Annotated in this window: 19 protein-coding genes; 3 read left to right on the forward strand and 16 right to left on the reverse strand. The window is 53.3% G+C overall.

Going from position 1 to position 19,649, the window contains the following annotated elements; translation table 11 throughout:
* Nucleotides 1–225 precede the first annotated feature (225 nt).
* On the reverse strand, nucleotides 226–1,452 hold the full coding sequence (locus ACFQ2I_RS19010) for a Gfo/Idh/MocA family protein (protein ID WP_377567032.1): 1,227 nt from the start codon (nucleotides 1,450–1,452) through the stop codon (nucleotides 226–228).
* 283 nt (nucleotides 1,453–1,735) lie between these two features.
* Here ACFQ2I_RS19010 and ACFQ2I_RS19015 point away from each other — a divergent pair, with 283 nt between their 5' ends.
* The gene (locus tag ACFQ2I_RS19015) at nucleotides 1,736–2,356 is read left to right on the forward strand and encodes a YqaA family protein (RefSeq protein ID WP_377567034.1); all 621 of its coding nucleotides are present in this window, start codon (nucleotides 1,736–1,738) and stop codon (nucleotides 2,354–2,356) included.
* A gap of 73 nt (nucleotides 2,357–2,429) precedes the next feature.
* Here ACFQ2I_RS19015 and ACFQ2I_RS19020 read toward each other — a convergent pair whose 3' ends face one another.
* The 4 genes from ACFQ2I_RS19020 to ACFQ2I_RS19035 form a co-directional block, all read right to left on the reverse strand.
* On the reverse strand, nucleotides 2,430–3,506 hold the full coding sequence (locus ACFQ2I_RS19020; RefSeq protein ID WP_377567036.1) for a C40 family peptidase: 1,077 nt from the start codon (nucleotides 3,504–3,506) through the stop codon (nucleotides 2,430–2,432).
* A gap of 371 nt (nucleotides 3,507–3,877) precedes the next feature.
* The gene (locus tag ACFQ2I_RS19025; protein ID WP_377567038.1) at nucleotides 3,878–4,774 is read right to left on the reverse strand and encodes a cation diffusion facilitator family transporter; all 897 of its coding nucleotides are present in this window, start codon (nucleotides 4,772–4,774) and stop codon (nucleotides 3,878–3,880) included.
* Nucleotides 4,775–4,965: 191 nt separating this feature from the next.
* A complete protein-coding gene (locus ACFQ2I_RS19030; RefSeq protein ID WP_377567040.1) occupies nucleotides 4,966–6,588 on the reverse strand; it encodes an ABC-F family ATP-binding cassette domain-containing protein in 1,623 nt (540 codons plus the stop codon).
* Nucleotides 6,589–6,714: 126 nt separating this feature from the next.
* Nucleotides 6,715–7,782, reverse strand: coding sequence for an MBL fold metallo-hydrolase (locus tag ACFQ2I_RS19035; protein WP_377567042.1), 1,068 nt, complete (start codon nucleotides 7,780–7,782; stop codon nucleotides 6,715–6,717).
* Nucleotides 7,783–7,999: 217 nt separating this feature from the next.
* Here ACFQ2I_RS19035 and ACFQ2I_RS19040 point away from each other — a divergent pair, with 217 nt between their 5' ends.
* Nucleotides 8,000–9,154, forward strand: coding sequence for a conserved virulence factor C family protein (locus tag ACFQ2I_RS19040; RefSeq protein ID WP_377567044.1), 1,155 nt, complete (start codon nucleotides 8,000–8,002; stop codon nucleotides 9,152–9,154).
* Nucleotides 9,155–9,217: 63 nt separating this feature from the next.
* Here the strand turns inward: ACFQ2I_RS19040 and ACFQ2I_RS19045 are convergent, their stop codons facing one another.
* The 4 genes from ACFQ2I_RS19045 to mutY form a co-directional block, all read right to left on the reverse strand.
* Nucleotides 9,218–10,435, reverse strand: a complete 1,218-nt coding sequence (locus ACFQ2I_RS19045; protein WP_377567046.1) for a transglutaminase domain-containing protein — start codon at nucleotides 10,433–10,435, stop codon at nucleotides 9,218–9,220.
* A 94-nt stretch (nucleotides 10,436–10,529) separates the two neighbouring features.
* On the reverse strand, nucleotides 10,530–11,441 hold the full coding sequence (locus tag ACFQ2I_RS19050; RefSeq protein WP_377567048.1) for an alpha/beta hydrolase: 912 nt from the start codon (nucleotides 11,439–11,441) through the stop codon (nucleotides 10,530–10,532).
* A gap of 23 nt (nucleotides 11,442–11,464) precedes the next feature.
* Entirely contained in the window at nucleotides 11,465–12,106 is a 642-nt protein-coding gene (locus tag ACFQ2I_RS19055) for a bifunctional 4-hydroxy-2-oxoglutarate aldolase/2-dehydro-3-deoxy-phosphogluconate aldolase (protein WP_377567050.1), read from the reverse strand.
* Between the two features lie 42 nt (nucleotides 12,107–12,148).
* Nucleotides 12,149–13,324, reverse strand: a complete 1,176-nt coding sequence (mutY, locus tag ACFQ2I_RS19060; protein WP_377567052.1) for an A/G-specific adenine glycosylase — start codon at nucleotides 13,322–13,324, stop codon at nucleotides 12,149–12,151.
* A gap of 153 nt (nucleotides 13,325–13,477) precedes the next feature.
* Between mutY and ACFQ2I_RS19065 the strand changes: the two genes are divergently transcribed.
* Nucleotides 13,478–13,864, forward strand: coding sequence for a c-type cytochrome (locus tag ACFQ2I_RS19065; protein ID WP_377567054.1), 387 nt, complete (start codon nucleotides 13,478–13,480; stop codon nucleotides 13,862–13,864).
* Between the two features lie 83 nt (nucleotides 13,865–13,947).
* Here the strand turns inward: ACFQ2I_RS19065 and ACFQ2I_RS19070 are convergent, their stop codons facing one another.
* The 7 genes from ACFQ2I_RS19070 to ACFQ2I_RS19100 form a co-directional block, all read right to left on the reverse strand.
* A complete protein-coding gene (locus ACFQ2I_RS19070) occupies nucleotides 13,948–14,187 on the reverse strand; it encodes a hypothetical protein (protein ID WP_377567055.1) in 240 nt (79 codons plus the stop codon).
* 63 nt (nucleotides 14,188–14,250) lie between these two features.
* Entirely contained in the window at nucleotides 14,251–14,643 is a 393-nt protein-coding gene (acpS, locus tag ACFQ2I_RS19075) for a holo-ACP synthase (protein ID WP_377567056.1), read from the reverse strand.
* A gap of 88 nt (nucleotides 14,644–14,731) precedes the next feature.
* Nucleotides 14,732–16,150 carry a copper resistance D family protein gene (locus ACFQ2I_RS19080; RefSeq protein WP_377567058.1) on the reverse strand — a complete coding sequence of 473 codons (1,419 nt, stop codon included), beginning with the start codon at nucleotides 16,148–16,150 and terminating at the stop codon, nucleotides 14,732–14,734.
* A 222-nt stretch (nucleotides 16,151–16,372) separates the two neighbouring features.
* The gene (gene nadE / locus ACFQ2I_RS19085; protein WP_377567060.1) at nucleotides 16,373–17,182 is read right to left on the reverse strand and encodes an ammonia-dependent NAD(+) synthetase; all 810 of its coding nucleotides are present in this window, start codon (nucleotides 17,180–17,182) and stop codon (nucleotides 16,373–16,375) included.
* 13 nt (nucleotides 17,183–17,195) lie between these two features.
* Nucleotides 17,196–17,630, reverse strand: a complete 435-nt coding sequence (locus ACFQ2I_RS19090; protein WP_377567062.1) for a BrxA/BrxB family bacilliredoxin — start codon at nucleotides 17,628–17,630, stop codon at nucleotides 17,196–17,198.
* A gap of 100 nt (nucleotides 17,631–17,730) precedes the next feature.
* Complete coding sequence (locus ACFQ2I_RS19095; RefSeq protein ID WP_377567064.1) at nucleotides 17,731–17,865, reverse strand: hypothetical protein; 135 nt, start codon at nucleotides 17,863–17,865, stop codon at nucleotides 17,731–17,733.
* A gap of 22 nt (nucleotides 17,866–17,887) precedes the next feature.
* Nucleotides 17,888–19,273: an ATP-binding protein gene (locus ACFQ2I_RS19100; RefSeq protein ID WP_377567066.1), complete on the reverse strand. Its 1,386-nt coding sequence runs from the start codon at nucleotides 19,271–19,273 to the stop codon at nucleotides 17,888–17,890.
* Nucleotides 19,274–19,649: the final 376 nt, after the last annotated feature.

Consider the following 19,649-nt stretch of genomic DNA (forward strand, 5'->3'; position numbering starts at 1 on the left):
CTTTCAACCGACGGTAGAGCAGCAAGCTTTGTACGATAAATCGTACAAAGTGCTCGGGATCGGGCGTAACTTCGACTCAGTTGTACGAAAAATCGTACAAACTGGGTCCTGCAGACGCTTATTGGGCGGGTTTTGTACGATAAATCGTAAAAAAGCATTGCAAGAGGATCACAGATCCTACAAATGATCTGTCCTTCATTCCACTAGAAACAGTATATGCAAGGCTTACCTCAAACCCTCAGGCAGTTCAAAATAACGGTAGCTTGTCATATCCATTCTGTCTGTCGCAACCGCCCAAGGCAGCTCTGCTTGCGAATACAACAGGCCGGCATTCGAGATCTCCAGGATCCTCTCGGACAGACTCGGCAGCAGTCTGACACTCGTCTCAGGCAGCTGTTCTTCCACCACATATTGCCGTGGAATGTCTACTACCTTCTTCGCGGATTCATAAGCCCCATTGGCTATAAGCACATAATTGCGGCAAGCCTCAAGCGATGCCAGCAACTCCGTCTCCGGGTTATCGATGGCGTCTATCAAGTTCCGGTACATGTTGCCCATGAGATCCCCATCGTCGAAGGTATGCTTCTCCAGCCTGTCGCCGCTGTTAATGGTCATTGTATGATCATACTGCCAGCGCATCTCTCCGCTGCTTCCTCGCAGCACGATATAAGGAACGTCGCTCCTATGATGGCACAGCATGCCGTAGAAATTCACTTCGACACCGTTAGACATGCGAGTCTGAATACAAGATACGTCATCTCCATCGATATCATTCACATGATAAAGCTCCGCTTGCACCCACTCCGGAGTCACGGACAAGACGTCATTCGAAGCCGCACAGGCGGCGATTTGACAGTTATTCAACGTGTGTGCGAGCGGATTCATGAAAGTGCCGTCCAATACGTATTGATCGTTATATACCAGCTTGCCCGCCCAACCCGTTCGGGAATAATAATTTTTCGTCCGCTGCCACATGCCAACGCCCGTCACTTGCCGTAACTCCCCGATTGATCCGTTCCTAAGCTCTGTGAGCATCTTGCGGAATGCTCTGCCTGAAGTCATCTGGAAGTTAACCTGACAATACTTCCCGTATTTTTTGCTCGCTGCGATCATCTCATCCACATCTTGAATTGTCACCGCAGGCGGCTTCTCCACAAGCACATGGAATCCCATCTCCATAACACGAATGCTGATTGGCTTATGGGTAGCAATCGGTGTCGAGATGACTACGAAGTCGATGTCCGGATGAGCCTGCAGCATTTCCTCGTAATCTATGTAATGATTAGCGCCAACTGCTGTCAGTCTCTCGTAGGACTGCTGTTGTGCCGCCACATTCATCTCGGCGAAGGCTGTCACTTCTAATACTTCTTCATTCGCCAACTGAAGCAGCACTTTTACATGACTAGCCCCGAATCCCCCAATGCCAATTAGCGCCATGCGATACTTTTTCAAAGATAACCCCTCCATGATCAAGCATTTCTTTCTAGTATATAGCAATGCCGCTATTTTTTCTTAACCTTTTACGAACATGTTAATCGGTTGGAGAAGAATTATTTTTGAATGGTTATAAGCGCCATATAGGTTTTCTTATATTTGTTGAAACTATACTCCTTGCCTTACGTAGTGACTATTATGCGCAGCTTTGCTCAGGGAGTAATCCAATTATTTTTGCAGGATGGAGCATTGGCGTTATGCTATACTTAACAGATAAGTCGAACACAAAGGAGCCTCTTACATGTTTCAAGCTGTAATCGATTTTTTGAAGGATTACGGCCCTTGGGGACTCGTCATTCACTCGTTTCTGGATGCCGTTATTTTTCCCATACCGGCCTTTTTCACACAGGTGTCCTTAAGTTTGATTAATCCTACTTCAGCCTTATGGTTGGCAACCGTCGGTTACATCGCTTGCTTAGTAGGCACGCCGGTCGGTTATTATCTAGGAAAGCTGATGGGGAAGTCCGTATTGTACCGCTTCTTGAAGAAGGAGTGGATTGATGCCGCTACCGATAAATTTCAGAAAAATGGCGAAGCCGCCATTTTACTAGGCTCCTTTACGCCAATCCCTTTTAAAGTGTTTACAATCCTGTCGGGTGTTCTCAACTTTCCATTATGGCGATTGATGGCTTATGCCGCAGTCGGAAGAGCTGCCAAGTTCTACGTCGTCGGAGCCATGTTCTACTTGTATGGTCGCTCCGCGGAGTCGATGGTGAAGGACGTCTCGCTCTATATTTTCCTGATCGCCACGCCGATCATTTTAATATTCCTGTTCATTCGCGCCAAGGTACGCAAGAAGAGAAGGCTTGCCGAGCAAGCCAAGCAAAGAGATTCAGTATCCATAAAAATAATGTCTCTATAGACAAGAAGTCTCCGATTAGCACAGCAAGAGCTGGGAATCGGAGACTTTCTTTTTTATTTATGCTTCAGCGGGATTACAATGCGCTTCCGCCGAACAGGAAGCGGTGTTCCCAGTGTGTGCCTTTAATACTGTTTGTCTTCACGCCGCCGCTCTCTTTGGAGTACGTATGCAGAATCTTCCCGTCGCCGAGGTAGATGCCTACATGTGTAATGCGCTGAGAAGCTTTGTTCACGCCGCTGTATGCGGACGCGCTGGTGCCTTTATAGGACATGAAGAACATCAGGTCGCCGCGTTTCAAATTATTAATATTCGTCGTCGCATTGCCTTTCTTCTTCACATAATCCCCTTGCTGGCGGGAATCTGCCGGCAGCGTAACGCCGACGCCGTCAATGAATGCGCGTCTTACAAAGTCGGAGCAATCGAACGTTTTGGTGGAGTTACGATTAGAGCCGAACTCATATGGCGTACCCAAATATTTCAAGCCCGCCGCAATTACCTTCTCGACAGAAGCATTGCTTGCCGTACCCTCATTCTGTCCGGAGTCCGTCGAGTTGCTTCCTCCCGAACCCGCGCTGCCAGTATTGCTACTGCTGCCATTTCCACCGGAAACAGTGCCATTCAGGTCCAAATACTTGGAGTTGGCAGATACATAGCCCTTCACACCGCGAGAATCAACTGCTTCGTACCAGTAGCTGTTGTACTTGCTTGTCACTTGCACTTGCTCGCCGCTCTTCAGATAGCGAATACGATCCGAGGACGTCGACGGTCCTTGACGGAAGGATACCGAGCGCTTCACGACCGCATTCATAGCCGCCACAGCATCTTGTCCTGATGAGGAAGAAGAACCGGATTCTGTTACTTTCGTATACTTGGATGAGGATGAAATATAGCCTGTCCGACCGCTGCTGTCGCTTATTTTGTACCAGCCGCTGCTTGCCTGCTCGATAATTGCAACCTCTTCGCCTTTCTTCAGCATGCGGATGATCGTTCCTGATGTAGAAGGTGCGGTTCGCATATTCACACCCCACTGCACTTCGGCAGTTGCTGTAGCCGCGTAAGCTGCAGGAGCAGGCAGCATGGCTGCCGATCCCAATAATAGCGCTGCCGATAAGGTTACGGTCACCGCTTTTTGCTTTATGGAATAATTCATGAAGAATACGCCTCCCTGAGAAGTAATTGTTGCTGCCGCTTGTCCGGCGCTTCGCATTCATTGTAAGTGGGATGCGGGGAGGCAGTCATCGACCGATGTTCCTAAATAGGCACAGGGGCTTATGGGAACAGCGGATTACCCTTTTTTGCTAAGAAAAAATTAATAAAAGGCGTCTCCGAACTCGGAGACGCCTTTCCCATCATGTACTAATTGACGATTATTCAAGCGATAATTGACATTTTCATCATGAGTATATTCTCATATACATTAGGACTCTCTCATTAATGGAATAGGTCTTTTGACTCATTTTTCACCATAATCAAGCAAAATCCCACAATTTACTAGCCTGTAGATTCCCGGATCAAGCCGGTTTAAGACTGCGACTGAGGCAGCTTTGGGTGGCCGTCAAGCGGCTCGACATGTACGTGCACGCTCATAATATTATGCTTCCTTCCCATACGTCGCTCAATATCGTCGCTGATTCTATGGCTTTCTATAAGGGAAAGCTCCGGATCAACCTGCACGATGACATCTATAAGCACATTGCTTCCATGTACTCTGGCCTTGATGTCCTTAATCGCGTGAACGCCCTTCGTCTTCGCGATAGTCGCCTGCAGCGTCTCCAACTCCTTCTCGTCGAAGCCGTCCGTTAACGCGTGCGTGGAGCTGTAGAAGATGTCCCATGCCGTCTTGCATATAATGATGCCTACCGCGAGCGCTGCTACAGGATCAAGCCAGGGCAAGCCGAATTGAGCCCCGATAATGCCGACAGCGGCTCCTATACTTACCAGCGCATCAGACAGGTTGTCCTTAGATGCGGCCATAAGCGCACTATTGTTAATCCGGCGCGCCAGCCTGCTGTTATACAAGTAGACGCCGCCCATTCCAGCAGCAGACAATAGCGCAATCCAGGCCGTAATCATGTCTGGTGTATGCTGAGAGCCCTCCATCAACGACTTGCCCGCACTGATTAACACTTGTACACCGACGGTTGCCATAATGAACGATGCGACAAGCGCGGAGATCGTCTCCGCTCTGAAGTGACCGTAGGGATGATCCTTGTCTGGCGGCTTTTGCGATATTTTCAATCCGATCAATACGGCTACCGAAGCAATAATATCCGTCAAATTATTGTAACCGTCCGCGACGAGTGCTCCGGACAAGAACCAATAGCCCGCTCCCAGCTTCAGGACGGATAACACCACATATGCGCTGATGCTGACCCAAGCGCCCTTCTCGCCTTGTTTGATATCATCATACTGAGTCATGTTGTTACGCCTCCTGCCAATCTCTAGACAATGTCATTTCGTATCATACCCGATTCAAGTCGTGTGGGTCTAGAGAAACAGTGTTGACCTTATGCGTACTTTTATGCATGGATGCAACAACTACTGGTGTATCGTTCTCTGAAATAGCAAACGCCGCTTGCGGGTTAGTTCCCGAAGCGGCGGTTCCATTATTATTGGTCTGCGTACATGCGCTCGCGAATGGTCTGAATTTCCTTATTCTCCAAGTACTCGTCGTAAGTCGTCATGCGGTCAATGACGCCTCCCGGCGTAATCTCGACGATACGATTCGCAACCGTCTGCACGAACTGATGGTCATGCGAAGTGAACAGAATAGTGCAGTCTGTCTCTATCAGGCCGTTGTTCAGCGCGGTAATGGACTCCAGATCCAAGTGGTTCGTCGGTTCATCCATCAAGAAGACGTTCGCGCCCTCCAGCATCATCTTCGACAGCATACAGCGCACCTTCTCACCTCCGGACAGCACGTTCGCCTTCTTCATAGCCTCGTCGCCAGAGAAGAGCATACGGCCCAGGAAGCCGCGCAGGAACGTCTCGTCCGGATCTGTAGAATATTGACGCAGCCATTCCACCAGATTCAGATCGACCCCATCGAAGTAGGCGGAATTGTCCTTAGGGAAGTAGGCCTGCTTCGTCGTAACGCCCCAGGAATAAGTGCCCGCGTCCGGCTCCAGCTCGCCCATCAGCAATTGGAAAAACGTCGTCTTCGGCAAGCCGTTCGGCCCGACGAATGCGACCTTGTCGCCTTTATTGATCGTAATGGTCAAGTTATCAATGACCTTCTCGCCATCAATGGTCTTCGTCAGTCCTTCCACAAGCAGCAATTGCTTGCCTGCTTCGCGTTCGCCCTTGAACTGGATGAACGGATACTTCCGGTTGGATGGACGAATGTCATCCAGCGAGATCTTATCCAGCAGCTTCTTCCGGGAAGTTGCTTGCTTCGACTTCGACTTGTTGGCGCTGAAGCGCTGAATGAACGCCTGCAGCTCCTTGATCTTGTCTTCCTTCTTCTTGTTCTCAGAGCGCATGAGCGACAGAGCAAGCTGGCTGGACTCGTACCAGAAGTCGTAGTTGCCGACGTACATCTGGATCTTGCCGAAGTCGATATCCGCGATGTGCGTACATACCGTGTTCAGGAAGTGACGGTCATGGCTGACCACGATAACCGTACCTTCATAGTCAGCCAGGAAATTCTCCAGCCAGCGTATCGATTCGATGTCCAAGTGGTTCGTAGGCTCATCGAGAAGCAGGATTTGCGGCGAGCCGAACAATGCTTGCGCCAGCAATACGCGAACCTTCTCATTGCCGTCAAGCTCAGCCATCTTCTTGTCGTGCATATCCGGTGTAATGCCCAGACCATTGAGCATCTCCGCCGCCTCGGATTCCGCTTCCCATCCGTTCATCTCGGCGAATTCCGCTTCCAGCTCGCCGGCGCGCATGCCGTCTTCATCCGTGAAGTCCGCCTTCGCATACAGCGCGTCCTTCTCCTTCATAACGTCATAGAGCTTCTTGTGACCCATAATGACCGTCTCCAGAACCTGGAACTCGTCATATTCATAATGGTTCTGCTTCAGCACCGCGAAGCGCTCTCCGGGCGTCATATGAACCTCGCCGGAGTTCGGCTCGATCTCGCCGGATAATATTTTCAGGAATGTGGATTTGCCCGCGCCGTTGGCCCCGATCAGACCGTAGCAATTGCCAGGCGTGAACTTGATATTTACATCTTCAAAAAGCGCGCGCTTCCCGTAGCGAAGCGTGACACCGTTTGTGCTAATCATGGATTATACCCCGTCCTTCTTATCTATATTCACTATTTCATTATTCTCGAACTATTATAGCACAGTCCAATGAAGAAACGAACGCTTTATGGCATTTTGGATTGCATGATAATCCTCTTCGCCCATCTACTGTTCTGTCCATAAGCGCCATGTCTCGCCGTGGGGCAGCAGAATCAGTCGCTCGGTATCGATTGCTCGTCTTGCCCGCTCCGCTTCCAGTCGATCCAGCGCTTCAAGCGGTGTATCGTCAGCCAGCTTGAACGCGCCGTAGTGCATCGGGACGAACCAGCGAGCGCCTACATCCTGGAACGCCTGAAGTGCTTCCTCCGGCGTCACATGCTGCGGACCCATGAACCATTCCGGCTCGTAAGCGCCGATGGGCATTAACGCTACATCGATCGAGAAGCGATCTCCGATCTCCTTGAAGCCCTTGAAGTAGCCGCTGTCCCCCGCAAAATAAACAGTAGGCGCCGGCGAAACCGTCGGGCGGGCCCTGCGCGCAGGCAAATGTAGTGGCGTGGTATCGGCTTCAGGAGTATATTCTTGCGCTGCTGAGACGTTAGATTGCGCAGCCGCCTCTTCACTCCCGTCGATTAAACTGCCCCCGACTGATTCCATCACCCAGCCCCCCCAATGCGAGGTGTTCATGTCCCACGGATTGCGCCTCGTCCAGTGCTGTGAGGGAACGAATGTGAACTTGACATCGCCTACCGTCACGGACTCCCACCAGTTCAGCTCCTCCACCTTCCGGAACCCCTTCAGCTTCAGCTTGGACTTCAGTCCGGAGGGCACTAGCAGGAGCCTCTCTCCTGTCAATCGTCGCAGGGATGCAACATTCAAATGGTCGTAGTGAGAATGCGAGATAAGGATAACATCGACGGGAGGAATGTCGTCAATCGGCAGACCGGGCGGAGCAAGCCTCTTCTGGAACGCCATCTGCTCCGCCCATACGGGATCCGTCATGACATTGAGACCGCTGTGTTGGATGAAGAATGTAGAGTGGCCAATCCAGGTAATTGTAGGCAGCAGCTTATTAGCCTTAATGAATGCTCTATCGGGCTCAACATGGGGTATGATATAAGAGTAGTCCTTATCTCGAAGCTTGCGAATGCGTTCCTGACGCCATCTCTTGAACTGTTTGAAGGAATTGTGCTGTTCGATAAATTCTTGATTGGCATATCTTTTAAAGCGCAAACGTTCTGCCTCCTTGTCGTCTCGTCTTTGTTTCTAAAAAGCATCTATGTTGACATTTCCGATGTTCCTTAAAGATACCAGCGTGAAGTAGTCAATGCAAATTCCGGGAGCTGTTCGCGTGGACGAGACCGCGACCGAAAAGATAGCGATCAGCGGTCTATTTTGAACGTTATCTCGCAATCATGATATAGTTACAGGTAAGGAGGGGATACTGATTATGAAGTTGATCTCTATAGAACCGACGCCAAGTCCGAATTCCATGAAATTGAACGTCGACGAGATGTTGCCGCGCGGACGACGCTTAACGTATACAGCCAAGCAATATGAAGAGGCGCCAGAGCCTCTCGGCAGCCTACTGCGAATCGATGGGGTAAGAGGATTGTTCCGAACGGCCGACTTTATTGCGCTGGATCGCAAGCCGGGAGCGGATTGGGCCCGCATACTGACGGACGTCAGAGCGCTTCTTAATAGCGAAGACGGCGCAGACCGCGCCACAGGCGGCGACGGCATCGCCACAGGCTTCGGAGAATCACAAGCGCTAGTCCAGATGTATCGCGGCATTCCGATGCAAGTGCGAGTGCGTACAGGAGACAGCGAGGTCCGTGCTGCATTGCCGCCGCAATTCGCCGAGGCGGTGGGCAACGCCGCAGGAGCTTCCATGATTCTGGAGCGCAAGCTGGAGGAGTTCGGCGTCCGCTACGGCGATCCGGAGGAGATCGCCTCTGAGATTGTACGAGAGCTGGAAGCCTCCTATACATCAGAGAGGCTGGACGAGCTGGTGAAAGCCGCTCAAGCCATGGGAGCATCGGATATGAGAGAAGCTACAATTCCCGTCCGGCCCGCTCCGCTGACGCTGGAAGAGGTCCAGGAGCAGTTCAAGTCGGAGATGTGGCAGACTCGCTATGCAGCGCTGGAGAGATACGTCAGCGCCCCTGAAGGCCTGCCTCTGCTGGAACGGGCAATCACCGACGACAATGCCTCTATCAGACGGCTCGCCGTTATCTATCTCGGCGATATTGCCAATAAGGACGCGCTGCGACTGCTGATTAGGGCGCTGAAGGATTCTTCCGCATCCGTCAGACGGACGGCCGGCGATACGCTATCCGACCTCGGTGACAAGGATGCGATCGGCGCGATGATCGATGCGCTGGAGGATAAGAACAAGCTGGTTCGCTGGCGCGCAGCCCGCTTCCTCTATGAAGTCGGGGACGACACCGCGCTTCCGGCCCTGCAGAGAGCGGGCAACGATCCTGAATTCGAAGTGCAGTTGCAAGCGAAGATCGCGATGGAGCGCATCCAGCGCGGGGAAGAAGCAGCCGGCACCATATGGCAGCAGATGACCGCAGCGCGTAGAGAAGACCCGCAAGCATAAGCTTGCGGGTTAGTCTGTTGCCACTCTAAGAGGCATGTTATAAGGCTGGACGGCCCAATCACCTTACCGGTATTGTAGTTGCAAATCTACAAGTAAGGAGCCGTCGCGCCCATAAGGTTCGTAGCTCGCTCTGTATCCGTACGAACCTCCTTCATGCTGTACGGCGGCCTTGAGCGCATCCGGGAAGGAAGGGCCATCGACATAACGGAATTGCAATTGCGATGAACCGGTACGCACCGCCTCCGCAATGATCCTCTTCAGCTGCTCCTCGCCGCTTACCGTTCGCTCCGCATCTAGCCAATGCAGACCGAGTGCCAGCTTCAGCCTGGCGTATCGCCGCGCTTCCCGTTCTCCGCCTGATTCCGCCAATGCTGTCAATGTATCCGCATAGACTACGCCAGCCTCAGGATAGCTCATCGTCCAGGCGTGGTCACTGCGAAGCTCTTCATCACTTTTCAGGTAATACTTATAGCTTATGGCCCCCTCCGGGTCGGCGCCTACGGGGTCATCCCATGTCAGATCCAGATGGTACCACTCCCCTTCCAGCTGAACCATATTCCACGCATGCTCGCCCGTGTTCACCGTCCCTTCCGCTATGAGTACGGGAATGCCGGACGCCTTCAGCATTTTATAGCCCAGCAAGGCGTAGCCTTGGCATACCGTCTGTCCGTGATCGATCGCGTCGTAAGCGGTATAATAAGTCAACGACTCGTCATAAGCGACATGCGTAACAATCCAGTCGTGAATGGCCTTGACCTTCTCGTGTTCGTCCATAGCGGGCGTAATGATCCCGGCCAGCGTCTCGCTCACCTTGCGGTCTACCGCAGCCGTCTCCTCCTTCGTCTCACGATAATGCGCCTCGATCGTAATTCTGGACAGATTGCCCAAGCTGCGGATCGTATACAAATAAGACTCCAATATATAAGCGGAGTAATCGTCCCGCCTTAGCGCGGATTTGACAATATCGCTCATCATCTCCGACAGCTTCTCTCTCTCCCCTTTGTGGGAAAGAGTGAACCGTTCCAATCTGGAGCGGAAGCCTTCGGCAATCTCCAATTCCAGTTCCCTGTACTCCTCTTCGACAGGAGGGGCGACAGCTTGGCGATGGTCGGTCTGGACAAGGGGGGATTCCGCTTGTTCCGTCTCCGCCGAGCGGTAATGGACGGATACGCTGTCCCTTGTCTCTGTGGACGGAGGGAACAGGTCCAGCTTCAGCTCCATAGCGTATATCGCGCCCACCACAAGCAACAGCAATACCAGCTTCATAACTGTCCTTCTCACCCGTCATCGCCTCCCTTGTCCTCATACCCATCTTATGCTGCTAACGCAAAATGATGCCCGGAACGCAGCCGCCCGCCCATTAATCAGCAGCGCGTTATTCCTTCAGAAAAGCAGCATGCAGGAACGGCAGCACGCTATTCCAGAACGCAGGGTCCTGCTGAGAGGCGCTATGCCCTTCCGCCAACACATACAACGTCTGCAAGCATCCCTCCGGCAACTGCTTCTCCAGCTGCTGCAAGTCGGAGGCCGGAATGAAATCGTCTCCGTGCGAATGGATCATCAGAATCGGAATGCGGGACTCCGTACGCCGGCACCTATCCTGCAAGATTGCAGAGATATCCGCCCTGCGGAACTGCTCCCGTGATATGCCAGCCCGAAGCAGCCATACCGCAGGAATCACATACGCCAGCGGGAACTTCGGCAATCCCTTGCGCTTCAATTCTGCCTGCAGCATCGTCTCGAACTTGACCGGCATGGAGTCCGTCACGATCGCCCTCACGTCCAGTCCTTCCGCAAGCGCAAGCAAGGAGCCGAAGCCGCCCAGCGAATGGCCCAGCAGCGCAATTCGCTCGGGATCGATACCCGGCAGCGTCCGTGCATAACGCACAGCGGCCAACACATCGTCTCTGAACATAAGCGCCGACGGAGCTCTCATACGCTCGCTGTCCCCATGACTTCTAGCGTCGTACAGGAGCACGGCATACCCTGCTTCGCACAGCGGATACGCATAACGCAGCACTCTGGAGCGATTGGAGCCCCAGCCGTGAGCGATGATAACCAGCGGCGTGCTCTCGCTCGCCCCGCCAACTGGCCGTAGCAGCCAACCTGCCAGTCGGGAGCCGCCGCTTGAGAAGGCTGTCTCGTTCCACTGCATGCGCTCATCCGGCACGGCGTCGTTCGGCACGACCTTCGGCTGCTGGCTTGCTGCTCCGATTCGCCATAATGCGGCAGCGGCTAGCAGCGCTGCCCCAGCCGCTGCAGATAGTGCAATCCCCACTAATTCCATTGCGCTAGAACCGCCTCCTCACCTTATAGGTCTCTTATTGCATCCGTGAAGGACTTGGCGCGTTCCGCAATTTTATGGAATTCACCCGCACTGGCCCAGTCCAGATTGACCAGCTTGCCGCCCATGCCGACCGCGCATGCTCCCGCTTGGAAGTAATCCCGAATGTTGTGCAGATCGACTCCTCCTGTAGCCATGATCGGGATATGGTCGAGCGGTGCGCGAATTTCTTTCAAGTAACCGACGCCGAGCGTTCCCATCGGGAATAACTTGACGGCTTCTGCTCCCGCCTTCCAGGCCTTCACAATCTCGGTTGGCGTCATCACGCCTGGCCACACTGCAACGCCGCGCTCCTTGCCGTACGCGATTACCTCTTCGTCCAAGTTGGGCGAGATGAGGAATTGCGCACCGGCAGCCACCGCCTGCTCTGCTAGCCGGATATCCGTGACGGTACCCGCACCGATCGCCGCTTTCGTTCCGAATATCGTCCGCCATCGTTCGATCATGCCGGTAGCGCCTTCCGTATTCATCGTGATCTCCATCAGCCGAATGCCGCCCTCGATCAACGCTCTGGCCGTATCGTCGGCGTAAGACTCCTCCACCCCTCTTAATATCGCAACAATCTTGTGCTTCAGCAGCAGCTCCTGCATATTCCCCTCTAGTGCCATGATTGCCATCCCCTTCTTATCATCTGTGAATATGATTGCATGTTAACGTTGTCTCTTGCCTTCCCAGTAGTCGTTCAGTATGCGCAGGAAGAGATTCGGGAACGGAAGCTCCCCCATATCCTCCTTGCCAATCCATCTATAAGGCGAAGATACGTGATAGGGAGCTGGTGCTTCCGCCGCGGCTAGCGGTTCCACCGCATCGTCTGCCTTCCCCGTATCCGCTTCGTAGATGCGCATCTTCCAATGAATATGGCTGAATAGATGATCCGCATCTTCACGTATGCCGTGCGGCCGGATCAACACGCCTGCTTCCTCGTCGACAAGCCGCGCCAGTTGCTCCGTAGCTTCACTGTTCCGCTCCCGCTCCGATTCCGGGAACCACATCTTGCCGCCGTCCGGAAGCAGGATATGAGGCAACTCCCACATACCAGCCAACAGTCCGGAATCCGGCCTCTGCCGGACGAGCACCTTGCCCTCCTGTTCTCCTCGCCCCGTGACGATGACACTCGCTCGCAGCTCCACACGAGGCGGCTTCGCCTTCGTCTTGACGGGCAGCTCCAGCTCACGGCCCGCGATACGCGCCGCGCAATGCTCCATGACCGGACAGGTCAGGCAGCCCGGCGACTTCGGAGTACAGACAAGCGCTCCTAGCTCCATCAGCGCCTGATTGAAATCCCCCGCCTCTCCTTCCGGAATGAGTGATGCGGCAAGCTTCTCGATGCTGACCCGAGTAGCCGGCCGCGCGATGTCCTCCTCCAGACAGAAGTAGCGCGACAACACGCGCATCACGTTGCCGTCTACGGCGGGCTCAGGGCGGTTGAAGGCGATGCTCATAATGGCGCCGGTCGTATAGGGGCCCACTCCCTTCAAGCCCGATACGGAGGCCGTGTCATCCGGAATAATGCCGTCATACAGGTCTGCGACCGTTCTGGCGCCAGCCTGCAGATTCCTTGCCCGAGAATAATAGCCGAGCCCTTCCCAGCACTTAAGCACTTCCTCCTCCGGCGCCTCCGCCAGCGCACGCACAGTCGGGAACTTTTCCATGAACCTCAGATAATACGGGATGACCGTATCCACCCTCGTCTGCTGCAGCATAATCTCCGATACCCATATGCGATAAGGATCGCGATTCTGTCTCCACGGCAGATCACGCTTCTGCAGCCGGTACCAGGCCAGCAGCTCCGTACTGAAATATTGCTCTGTTGACATTGTCATCATGACTCCTGTTCCCCTTGCCTTTCCACAATTGTGTATAATGCGTTACACGAATTGTGTCCATTATCGCACATTCCGTGCGGTCCATGTTGTTCGTTCATACACTATCCTTTATTATACGGGTTAATAGGTTAATAACATAGGAGGGATGCGCTTATGAAGATGACTGGTCTGCCATATGCACGACTTCAACGGAGGCGAAGCCTTGCCACGCCTCTCATCGCCGTCGCAGCGCTGCTGCTGCTTATGCTGCTCTCAGGCTGCGGCAGCAGCAGCGATGAAGACAAGGTCAGACTGAAGGACGCTCCCACCGACATAGAAGCCGTATATAGAGCCCATTGCCTGAGTTGCCACGGCAGCGAGCTTCAGGGGCTGGTCGGCGGCAATACGAATCTGCAGCAGGTGGGCGAGCGCATGAGCTTCGAGGGAATTGCAACGCGGATACAGGAGGGCGGCGGACTTATGCAGCCGTACATGGACATACTGAGCGAGGAGGAGATTAGCGGACTTGCCGCGTGGCTTGCAGGCTCTGCATTGGATTGAAGGAAGAAAGTTGCCCCAGCAGCAAAAAAAAGGATATGACCGGCCAGTTGCTTACGGCAACCCCGGCATATCCTTTCTTTGCTCTAGAAGCCGGCATCATACCGGTTCCAGCCGCTATTCGGTTGCCTAATGCCCATGGAAGGCCCTTGCAGCGTCCAGCTTGTATGTCCCATCTGCGGGTTGCCGGGGAACAGATCGCCTTGAAGCAGCATCATATTCTCTCCCCAATCGTCACTGTACACGCCGCCGCACTGCACCCATTCTCCCGTCCTGAAGCGATGCGGTCTCCCCCGCCTTACACCGCGTTTATCATCATCATTCATGAATGATCACTCCTTTCGCCCTGCTTGCTACAATACATTCCAAGTATGGGCAAAAGGTCCCCTTTATACTCGCTCCGCAACCGCAAATGCGGAAGCTATGCTCTTCTCATGCGTAATCGTCACGTGAAGCCGAATGCCCTCCGGTGGCAAGCCCAGTCTGCTCCAAGCCGCTTCGTCAAGCGTGCAGATCGGCCTGCCGCTCCCATCAGGCATAATCTCTATATCCTGAAAGCCAAGCACGGCGCCGATACCGCAGCCGAAAGCCTTCACAACGGCTTCCTTGGCGGCGAAGCGCCCCGCTACAAAGCCGTGCAGCCGCGCTCCCGAATAGCTTGAGGCCAGCTTGCGTTCCGCCTCCGTCAGCACTCGTTCTCTAAAGCGCTGTCCCGCCTTTCCTTCGATTGCTTCCGCAATCCGTGCCACATCCGTCATATCATGACCGATTCCCGTTATCATACCATCACCCGTTCTTGTCTTTGTTGGTGAGCTTAGCAAATGACGGATGCAAAGTCAACGCTTAACGATAATGCTAATACGCTCAGTACTAAGGAAATTGGCGTTTATAGTGAAATGCTTTCCCGTTGGCATCCGTTAGCTTCACGATGACCTCGCCGGACGCTTCGGGTGGCAGGTAGCCGCCTTCAGCAGAGTAGCTGTACTTCGTGAACCCCGGAAAATCAAACGTCTTCTCCTGCCCTTCCGGCATCGGCTCCATCGGAATGTTCACCTCGGCAGTAGTGTCGTCATCTCCACTACGGTAGCCGACTGCTATAGACTTCGGTGCTCCTTGCCCTTCCGGCAGCCATACATACAGCCTCACGAGCTGCTCGCCTGGAGCTGCACCTTCATTCATGCGAAGCGTCATATGAGCTTCCTCGCCCATCTCATGCCAATAGAAAGGCTTGTCCCCCAGCGCGCTCGCCTCCACCGGAGCAGGTGAAGTCGAAGACAGCCAGCCTGCCAGCAGGAACAGAGCGACCGCCGCCACGATCTCCATGCGGACCGCTGTCAGGAAGCTGCGTTCCTGCCCCCGATCCAGCAGTCCCATAAGCTTGCTGCGGTGAAGGATGCCGATGAAGACGATAAGCAGCATCAGCACGCTCTTCGTCAGAACAATGATGCCGTACTCGCTCATCCAGAGCTCCCGCCATGAGGACAGATGGACGATCGCCAGCCACACTCCGCTGCCTATAATAATGACGATGCTGACGAGCGCCCATCGAGAGAATGTCACTGCCAGACGGTTAAGCTGGTCTGCACGGTCGATGCCGAAGCTGACAGCCCATAACCCAGCCAGCCCGCCAGCCCAGACAGACGCGAAAGCGATGTGCAGCGCATGTGACGAGACCGCCGCAGCAGCTCCGGAAGCAACGGCATAGGCGTGACCCGTCAGCGGGAAGGTGACGATCAGGCCGATCACCGTCACCCCCTTCAGCGGATTGGCCCACAGCTTCTCGCGCTCCGGCGCGAATGTGAGCAAGGCCAATAGCAATGCTCCGCCGAGACGAATGACCGCCATCTTGCCAATTGTCGTCGATGCCACGATCGTGCCGAACGGGATCCCGTCGAATTGATCCATCAGCATCCCGATTCTTGCCCACCCCGTCATGAGCCAGATCATGGCAACGACGAACATCAAGTACCGCTCCGCCTCCGGAGTGAATGCGCCTGGAATAGGAAGCTTCTCCTTCCGATACAACACATAGCGGAAAAACAGGAAGCCCCCCGCCGCTGCCGCAGCGACCACTTCCGCTATCCGCATCACAACCATAAGCCGCTGTCCGCCGAAATGGCTATGATCGCCATCGCCATCCGCATGATGATCATGCTCCCCTGCAGCTTCGGCGATGGCCGCAGCATCCTGTCCGAAGACAATGCCATCCGCTCCCAGCGTCATCGGCAAAAGCACACCTGCTAATATGGCCGTTGTCATAAAAACCGCTGCCAGTATTCGTTTCAACATATGTACCTCCATTCTTTCAGCACATGACTATTGACGTATTCTGATGCTAACGCCACCCTAATTTCCCATAACGTTCATTGTATCAAGTACTCGCGCGAACGGCATGACTCCTTCGAGTCATATCGCCAACAACATTGTGAACGTATGATGGACGATGGACACGAAAAAAAGACTGCCGGACAGCCTGTTGCATCTGCCAGCAGTCTTGACTTTCGCTTGCCGCTATATACCGGGGATCGGAGAACGCTTATGCTCTGTCTTTAAGTATTGCCGCTCCAGCTTCTCGCGGATGTCGGGCGAGATCTCCTTACCCTCTAGATAATCGTTATTGTCGCTGTACTTGATGCCAAGCTCTCCTTCGTCTGTCTGACCATCCCAGAGCCCTGCGGTCGGCGCCTTATCCAGCACGGACTGAGGCACGCCCAGATGGGACGCAAGCTCACGGACCTGCCGCTTGTTCAGAGAGCTGAGCGGCGTAATATCGACCGCTCCGTCGCCCCACTTCGTGAAGAAACCCGTCAGCGCTTCCGATGCATGATCTGTACCGACGACTAGCAAGTTCAGATCGAACGCGAGCGCATATTGCACGACCATCCGCGTTCGCGCCTTGACATTCCCCTTGCCTCCGCGACTAATGTGGCGCGGCATGCCGAGTGACTTGAAGGCGTGCTCCACCTCGAGAGAGATCTCGTCGACCGCCTCCTCGATATTCGTCTCCGCCTTATGCGCCAATCCTAACGCTTCCGCGACGGCATAGCTATCAGCAATGTCCGACTGCTGGCCGTAAGGCTGGAACACCCCCAGCGTCATATACGGCTGTCCCGTCTCTTCGCTCAGCTCGTCAGTCGCGCGCTTACATAATCCGGCCGCAACAGCGCTGTCTATGCCGCCGCTAATGGCGATCAGCAGTCCGGAAGCACCGGATTTCTTCACATATTCCTTCAAGAAATCCACTCTCTTGCGAATCTCTTCCTGCGGGTTAATCAACGGCTTGACGCCAAGCCGTTCAATAATTTGCTTCTGCAAGCTCATGGACATACACCCTTTAGTCGCAATATTTGTCGAAAGCTTCCGTTAGATCCGCAGCGATGTCAGCTGCAGAGCGGTTCTCGATGGAATGCCGCTCGATGAAGTGAACCAACTCGCCGTTCTTCATTAGCGCGATAGAAGGAGACGACGGCGGATACGGCGCGAAGTATTCGCGAGCCTTCGCTGTAGCTTCCTTGTCCTGTCCTGCGAACACGGTGAACAGATGATTCGGCGTCTTGCTGTGCTTGAGCGCGTCCGCTACGCCAGGACGGCATTGCCCCGCCGCGCAGCCGCATACGGAATTAATGACGACAAGCGCCGTTCCCTTGGCATCAGGGAGATTGCTCTCTACCTCCTCAGGAGTACGAAGCTCCTGAATCCCCAATCTGGTTAACTCATCGCGCATCGGCTGCACCATATCCAGCATATATCTCTCGAATGACATTGACATATCATACACTCCTTTTAATAATTCCAATTTAGCTACTATTATAACGTTCCTTGTGAAAATAAAGCAACCGAAGCTATACGCTCCGGCTGCTCTTGTAATACTATGTGGATGGGCGATTCGGTCCGTTCAGCTTCTTGTCCATGCCGCTTGCATCAGCTATCGAGCTTCTGGTGGCATTGTCCGCTGCTTGTCTCCTCTGCGCCTTTGAATCATTGTGATTCTTACGATGGGACATTCGCTCTCCTCCTCTATTCATTTCACAACTTATTATGCTCTGGAATTGGAGTAGAAATGTTGAATGTCACATGGAAAGTCGTACCTTGTCCTGCGTTGCTCGTCACATCGATTCTGCCTCTGTGTCGCTCCGCAATGCTGAGACACAAGGGAAGACCAAGCCCGGTGCCTCTTGTTTTCGTGCTATAGAATGGTTCGAACAGCCGATTGATCTTATCTTCAGGAATCCCTATTCCCTCGTCAGCTATACAGACGCATATTTCATCATCGGTATACGTCGTACTAATGGAAAGCACCCCTTTCTCCTCCATCGCCTCCATACCGTTTCGAGCCAGATTAAGCAGCATCTGCTTCATTTCCCGATCATTCAGCATCATTAGCGGCAGATTGTCGCACAGATTCACATCAAGCGTCTGTCCCCGCAGATTCGCATCTGCGCTGAGCAGCGGCACCAGATCCTTGATCGTATTGTTCAATGACACCGGTTCCATCTTAAGCTCCCTGTTCTGAGCCAGCGAGAGAAAATCGTTAATGATCAGATTCGTGCGGTCAAGTTCCTCCATTATAATGCGGAAATATTCGAATTGGCTTTCCGGACTACGCTCTTGAATCAATTGGACGAAGCCTCGGATGACGGCCATCGGGTTGCGGATTTCATGCGTAATGCTGGCGGCCATCTGCCCCACCAGACTTAACCGCTCCATACGGCCTACTTCGTTGCGAAGCTGACTGAGTTCGGTAATATCCTGAGCAATAATAGCTGCACCGGAAATATGCTGTTCTGTCACATCCCACATCGCGACAGACGTGTAGAGAAGCATTTTCTCCTCTTCCAAATAAGGCGTCAACGTAGAGGCTGATCCGTTCAGCGCGCCGTGGAGCAACTCCTTCCCGGTGCCTCCAGCATCCCTCTGGAATACGTCGTCATATTTCTCGTTCAGCAAGCTGCTCGCTTTCATATATTGCTCCTTCAGGCTTAACAGCTTCACCGATTCTTCGTTCGCGTGCGTAATTTTCCCTTCTGGATCTACAATCATGACGGCAAGCGGCGCCTTGTCAATGAATTGCTGCAGCTTCTCTACCTCGTTACGGTAGCTTGCGGACAACTGCTTGACTTCATCGTAGAGCGACTGCTTCTCCGTAATGCCTTCGATAATATAAATGGATAGCCAGCAAGCCAGCCACAAGCCGATGGCTGCAAGCAGGAATGTAATACCAACGCTGTAGGACCATCCGATTCCGGTAAAAAGCAAGTAAGCGTTCATGGATAAGGTGCAATATAGAATGATGCCGGCAATAATCCCTGTGCCTATTCTCTCTCTGCGCAGCGAACTGACATTCTGAAATTTGCGGACTGTAAGTGATAGTAGCGGAACGACGACAAGCATGAAGACCACGAATGTGATCACCTCAGTCGTCGTCTCCAAAAACGGAATTCTAAGGAGTATGTACAGAGCGGAAAGAATAGCAAGGGAGCGGAACCCCCCATATAGCGAACCGATAACCAAGGGAACCATGCGAAAATCGAGATCATATACATGGAGTTGAGTAGAAGTAAGGATACATAATATCATTGCCACTCCGCTTGTGGCCGTAATAAACACTTTGAAACCTTGCCAGCCGCGTTCTTTATCATGCCAAAGCAGAAATGCAAAGACGGGTAGAACGGATAGGAAAAATTGAAGCAACAAATCCTTCAGCACTGAAGACCGCGCCTCCTTTAACTGGAATTTAAGAGATATTCAGGTTTATACAACCGAGGTGTCCCGTTGCATAAGCATTCCG

The organism is Paenibacillus chungangensis, from assembly GCF_042675905.1.
GTDB lineage: Bacteria > Bacillota > Bacilli > Paenibacillales > Paenibacillaceae > Pristimantibacillus > Pristimantibacillus chungangensis.

Excerpts from the sequence above, each read along its gene's own strand:
- ACFQ2I_RS19015 (WP_377567034.1), top strand. The coding sequence starts at position 1,736 with ATGTTTCAAGCTGTAATCGATTTTTTGAAGGATTACGGCCCTTGGGGA.
- ACFQ2I_RS19020 (WP_377567036.1), bottom strand. The coding sequence starts at position 3,506 with ATGAATTATTCCATAAAGCAAAAAGCGGTGACCGTAACCTTATCGGCA.
- ACFQ2I_RS19025 (WP_377567038.1), bottom strand. The coding sequence starts at position 4,774 with ATGACTCAGTATGATGATATCAAACAAGGCGAGAAGGGCGCTTGGGTC.
- ACFQ2I_RS19030 (WP_377567040.1), bottom strand. The coding sequence starts at position 6,588 with ATGATTAGCACAAACGGTGTCACGCTTCGCTACGGGAAGCGCGCGCTT.
- ACFQ2I_RS19040 (WP_377567044.1), top strand. The coding sequence starts at position 8,000 with ATGAAGTTGATCTCTATAGAACCGACGCCAAGTCCGAATTCCATGAAA.
- ACFQ2I_RS19050 (WP_377567048.1), bottom strand. The coding sequence starts at position 11,441 with ATGGAATTAGTGGGGATTGCACTATCTGCAGCGGCTGGGGCAGCGCTG.
- ACFQ2I_RS19055 (WP_377567050.1), bottom strand. The coding sequence starts at position 12,106 with ATGGCACTAGAGGGGAATATGCAGGAGCTGCTGCTGAAGCACAAGATT.
- mutY (WP_377567052.1), bottom strand. The coding sequence starts at position 13,324 with ATGATGACAATGTCAACAGAGCAATATTTCAGTACGGAGCTGCTGGCC.
- ACFQ2I_RS19065 (WP_377567054.1), top strand. The coding sequence starts at position 13,478 with ATGAAGATGACTGGTCTGCCATATGCACGACTTCAACGGAGGCGAAGC.
- ACFQ2I_RS19070 (WP_377567055.1), bottom strand. The coding sequence starts at position 14,187 with ATGAATGATGATGATAAACGCGGTGTAAGGCGGGGGAGACCGCATCGC.
- acpS (WP_377567056.1), bottom strand. The coding sequence starts at position 14,643 with ATGATAACGGGAATCGGTCATGATATGACGGATGTGGCACGGATTGCG.
- ACFQ2I_RS19080 (WP_377567058.1), bottom strand. The coding sequence starts at position 16,150 with ATGTTGAAACGAATACTGGCAGCGGTTTTTATGACAACGGCCATATTA.
- nadE (WP_377567060.1), bottom strand. The coding sequence starts at position 17,182 with ATGAGCTTGCAGAAGCAAATTATTGAACGGCTTGGCGTCAAGCCGTTG.
- ACFQ2I_RS19090 (WP_377567062.1), bottom strand. The coding sequence starts at position 17,630 with ATGTCAATGTCATTCGAGAGATATATGCTGGATATGGTGCAGCCGATG.
- ACFQ2I_RS19095 (WP_377567064.1), bottom strand. The coding sequence starts at position 17,865 with ATGTCCCATCGTAAGAATCACAATGATTCAAAGGCGCAGAGGAGACAA.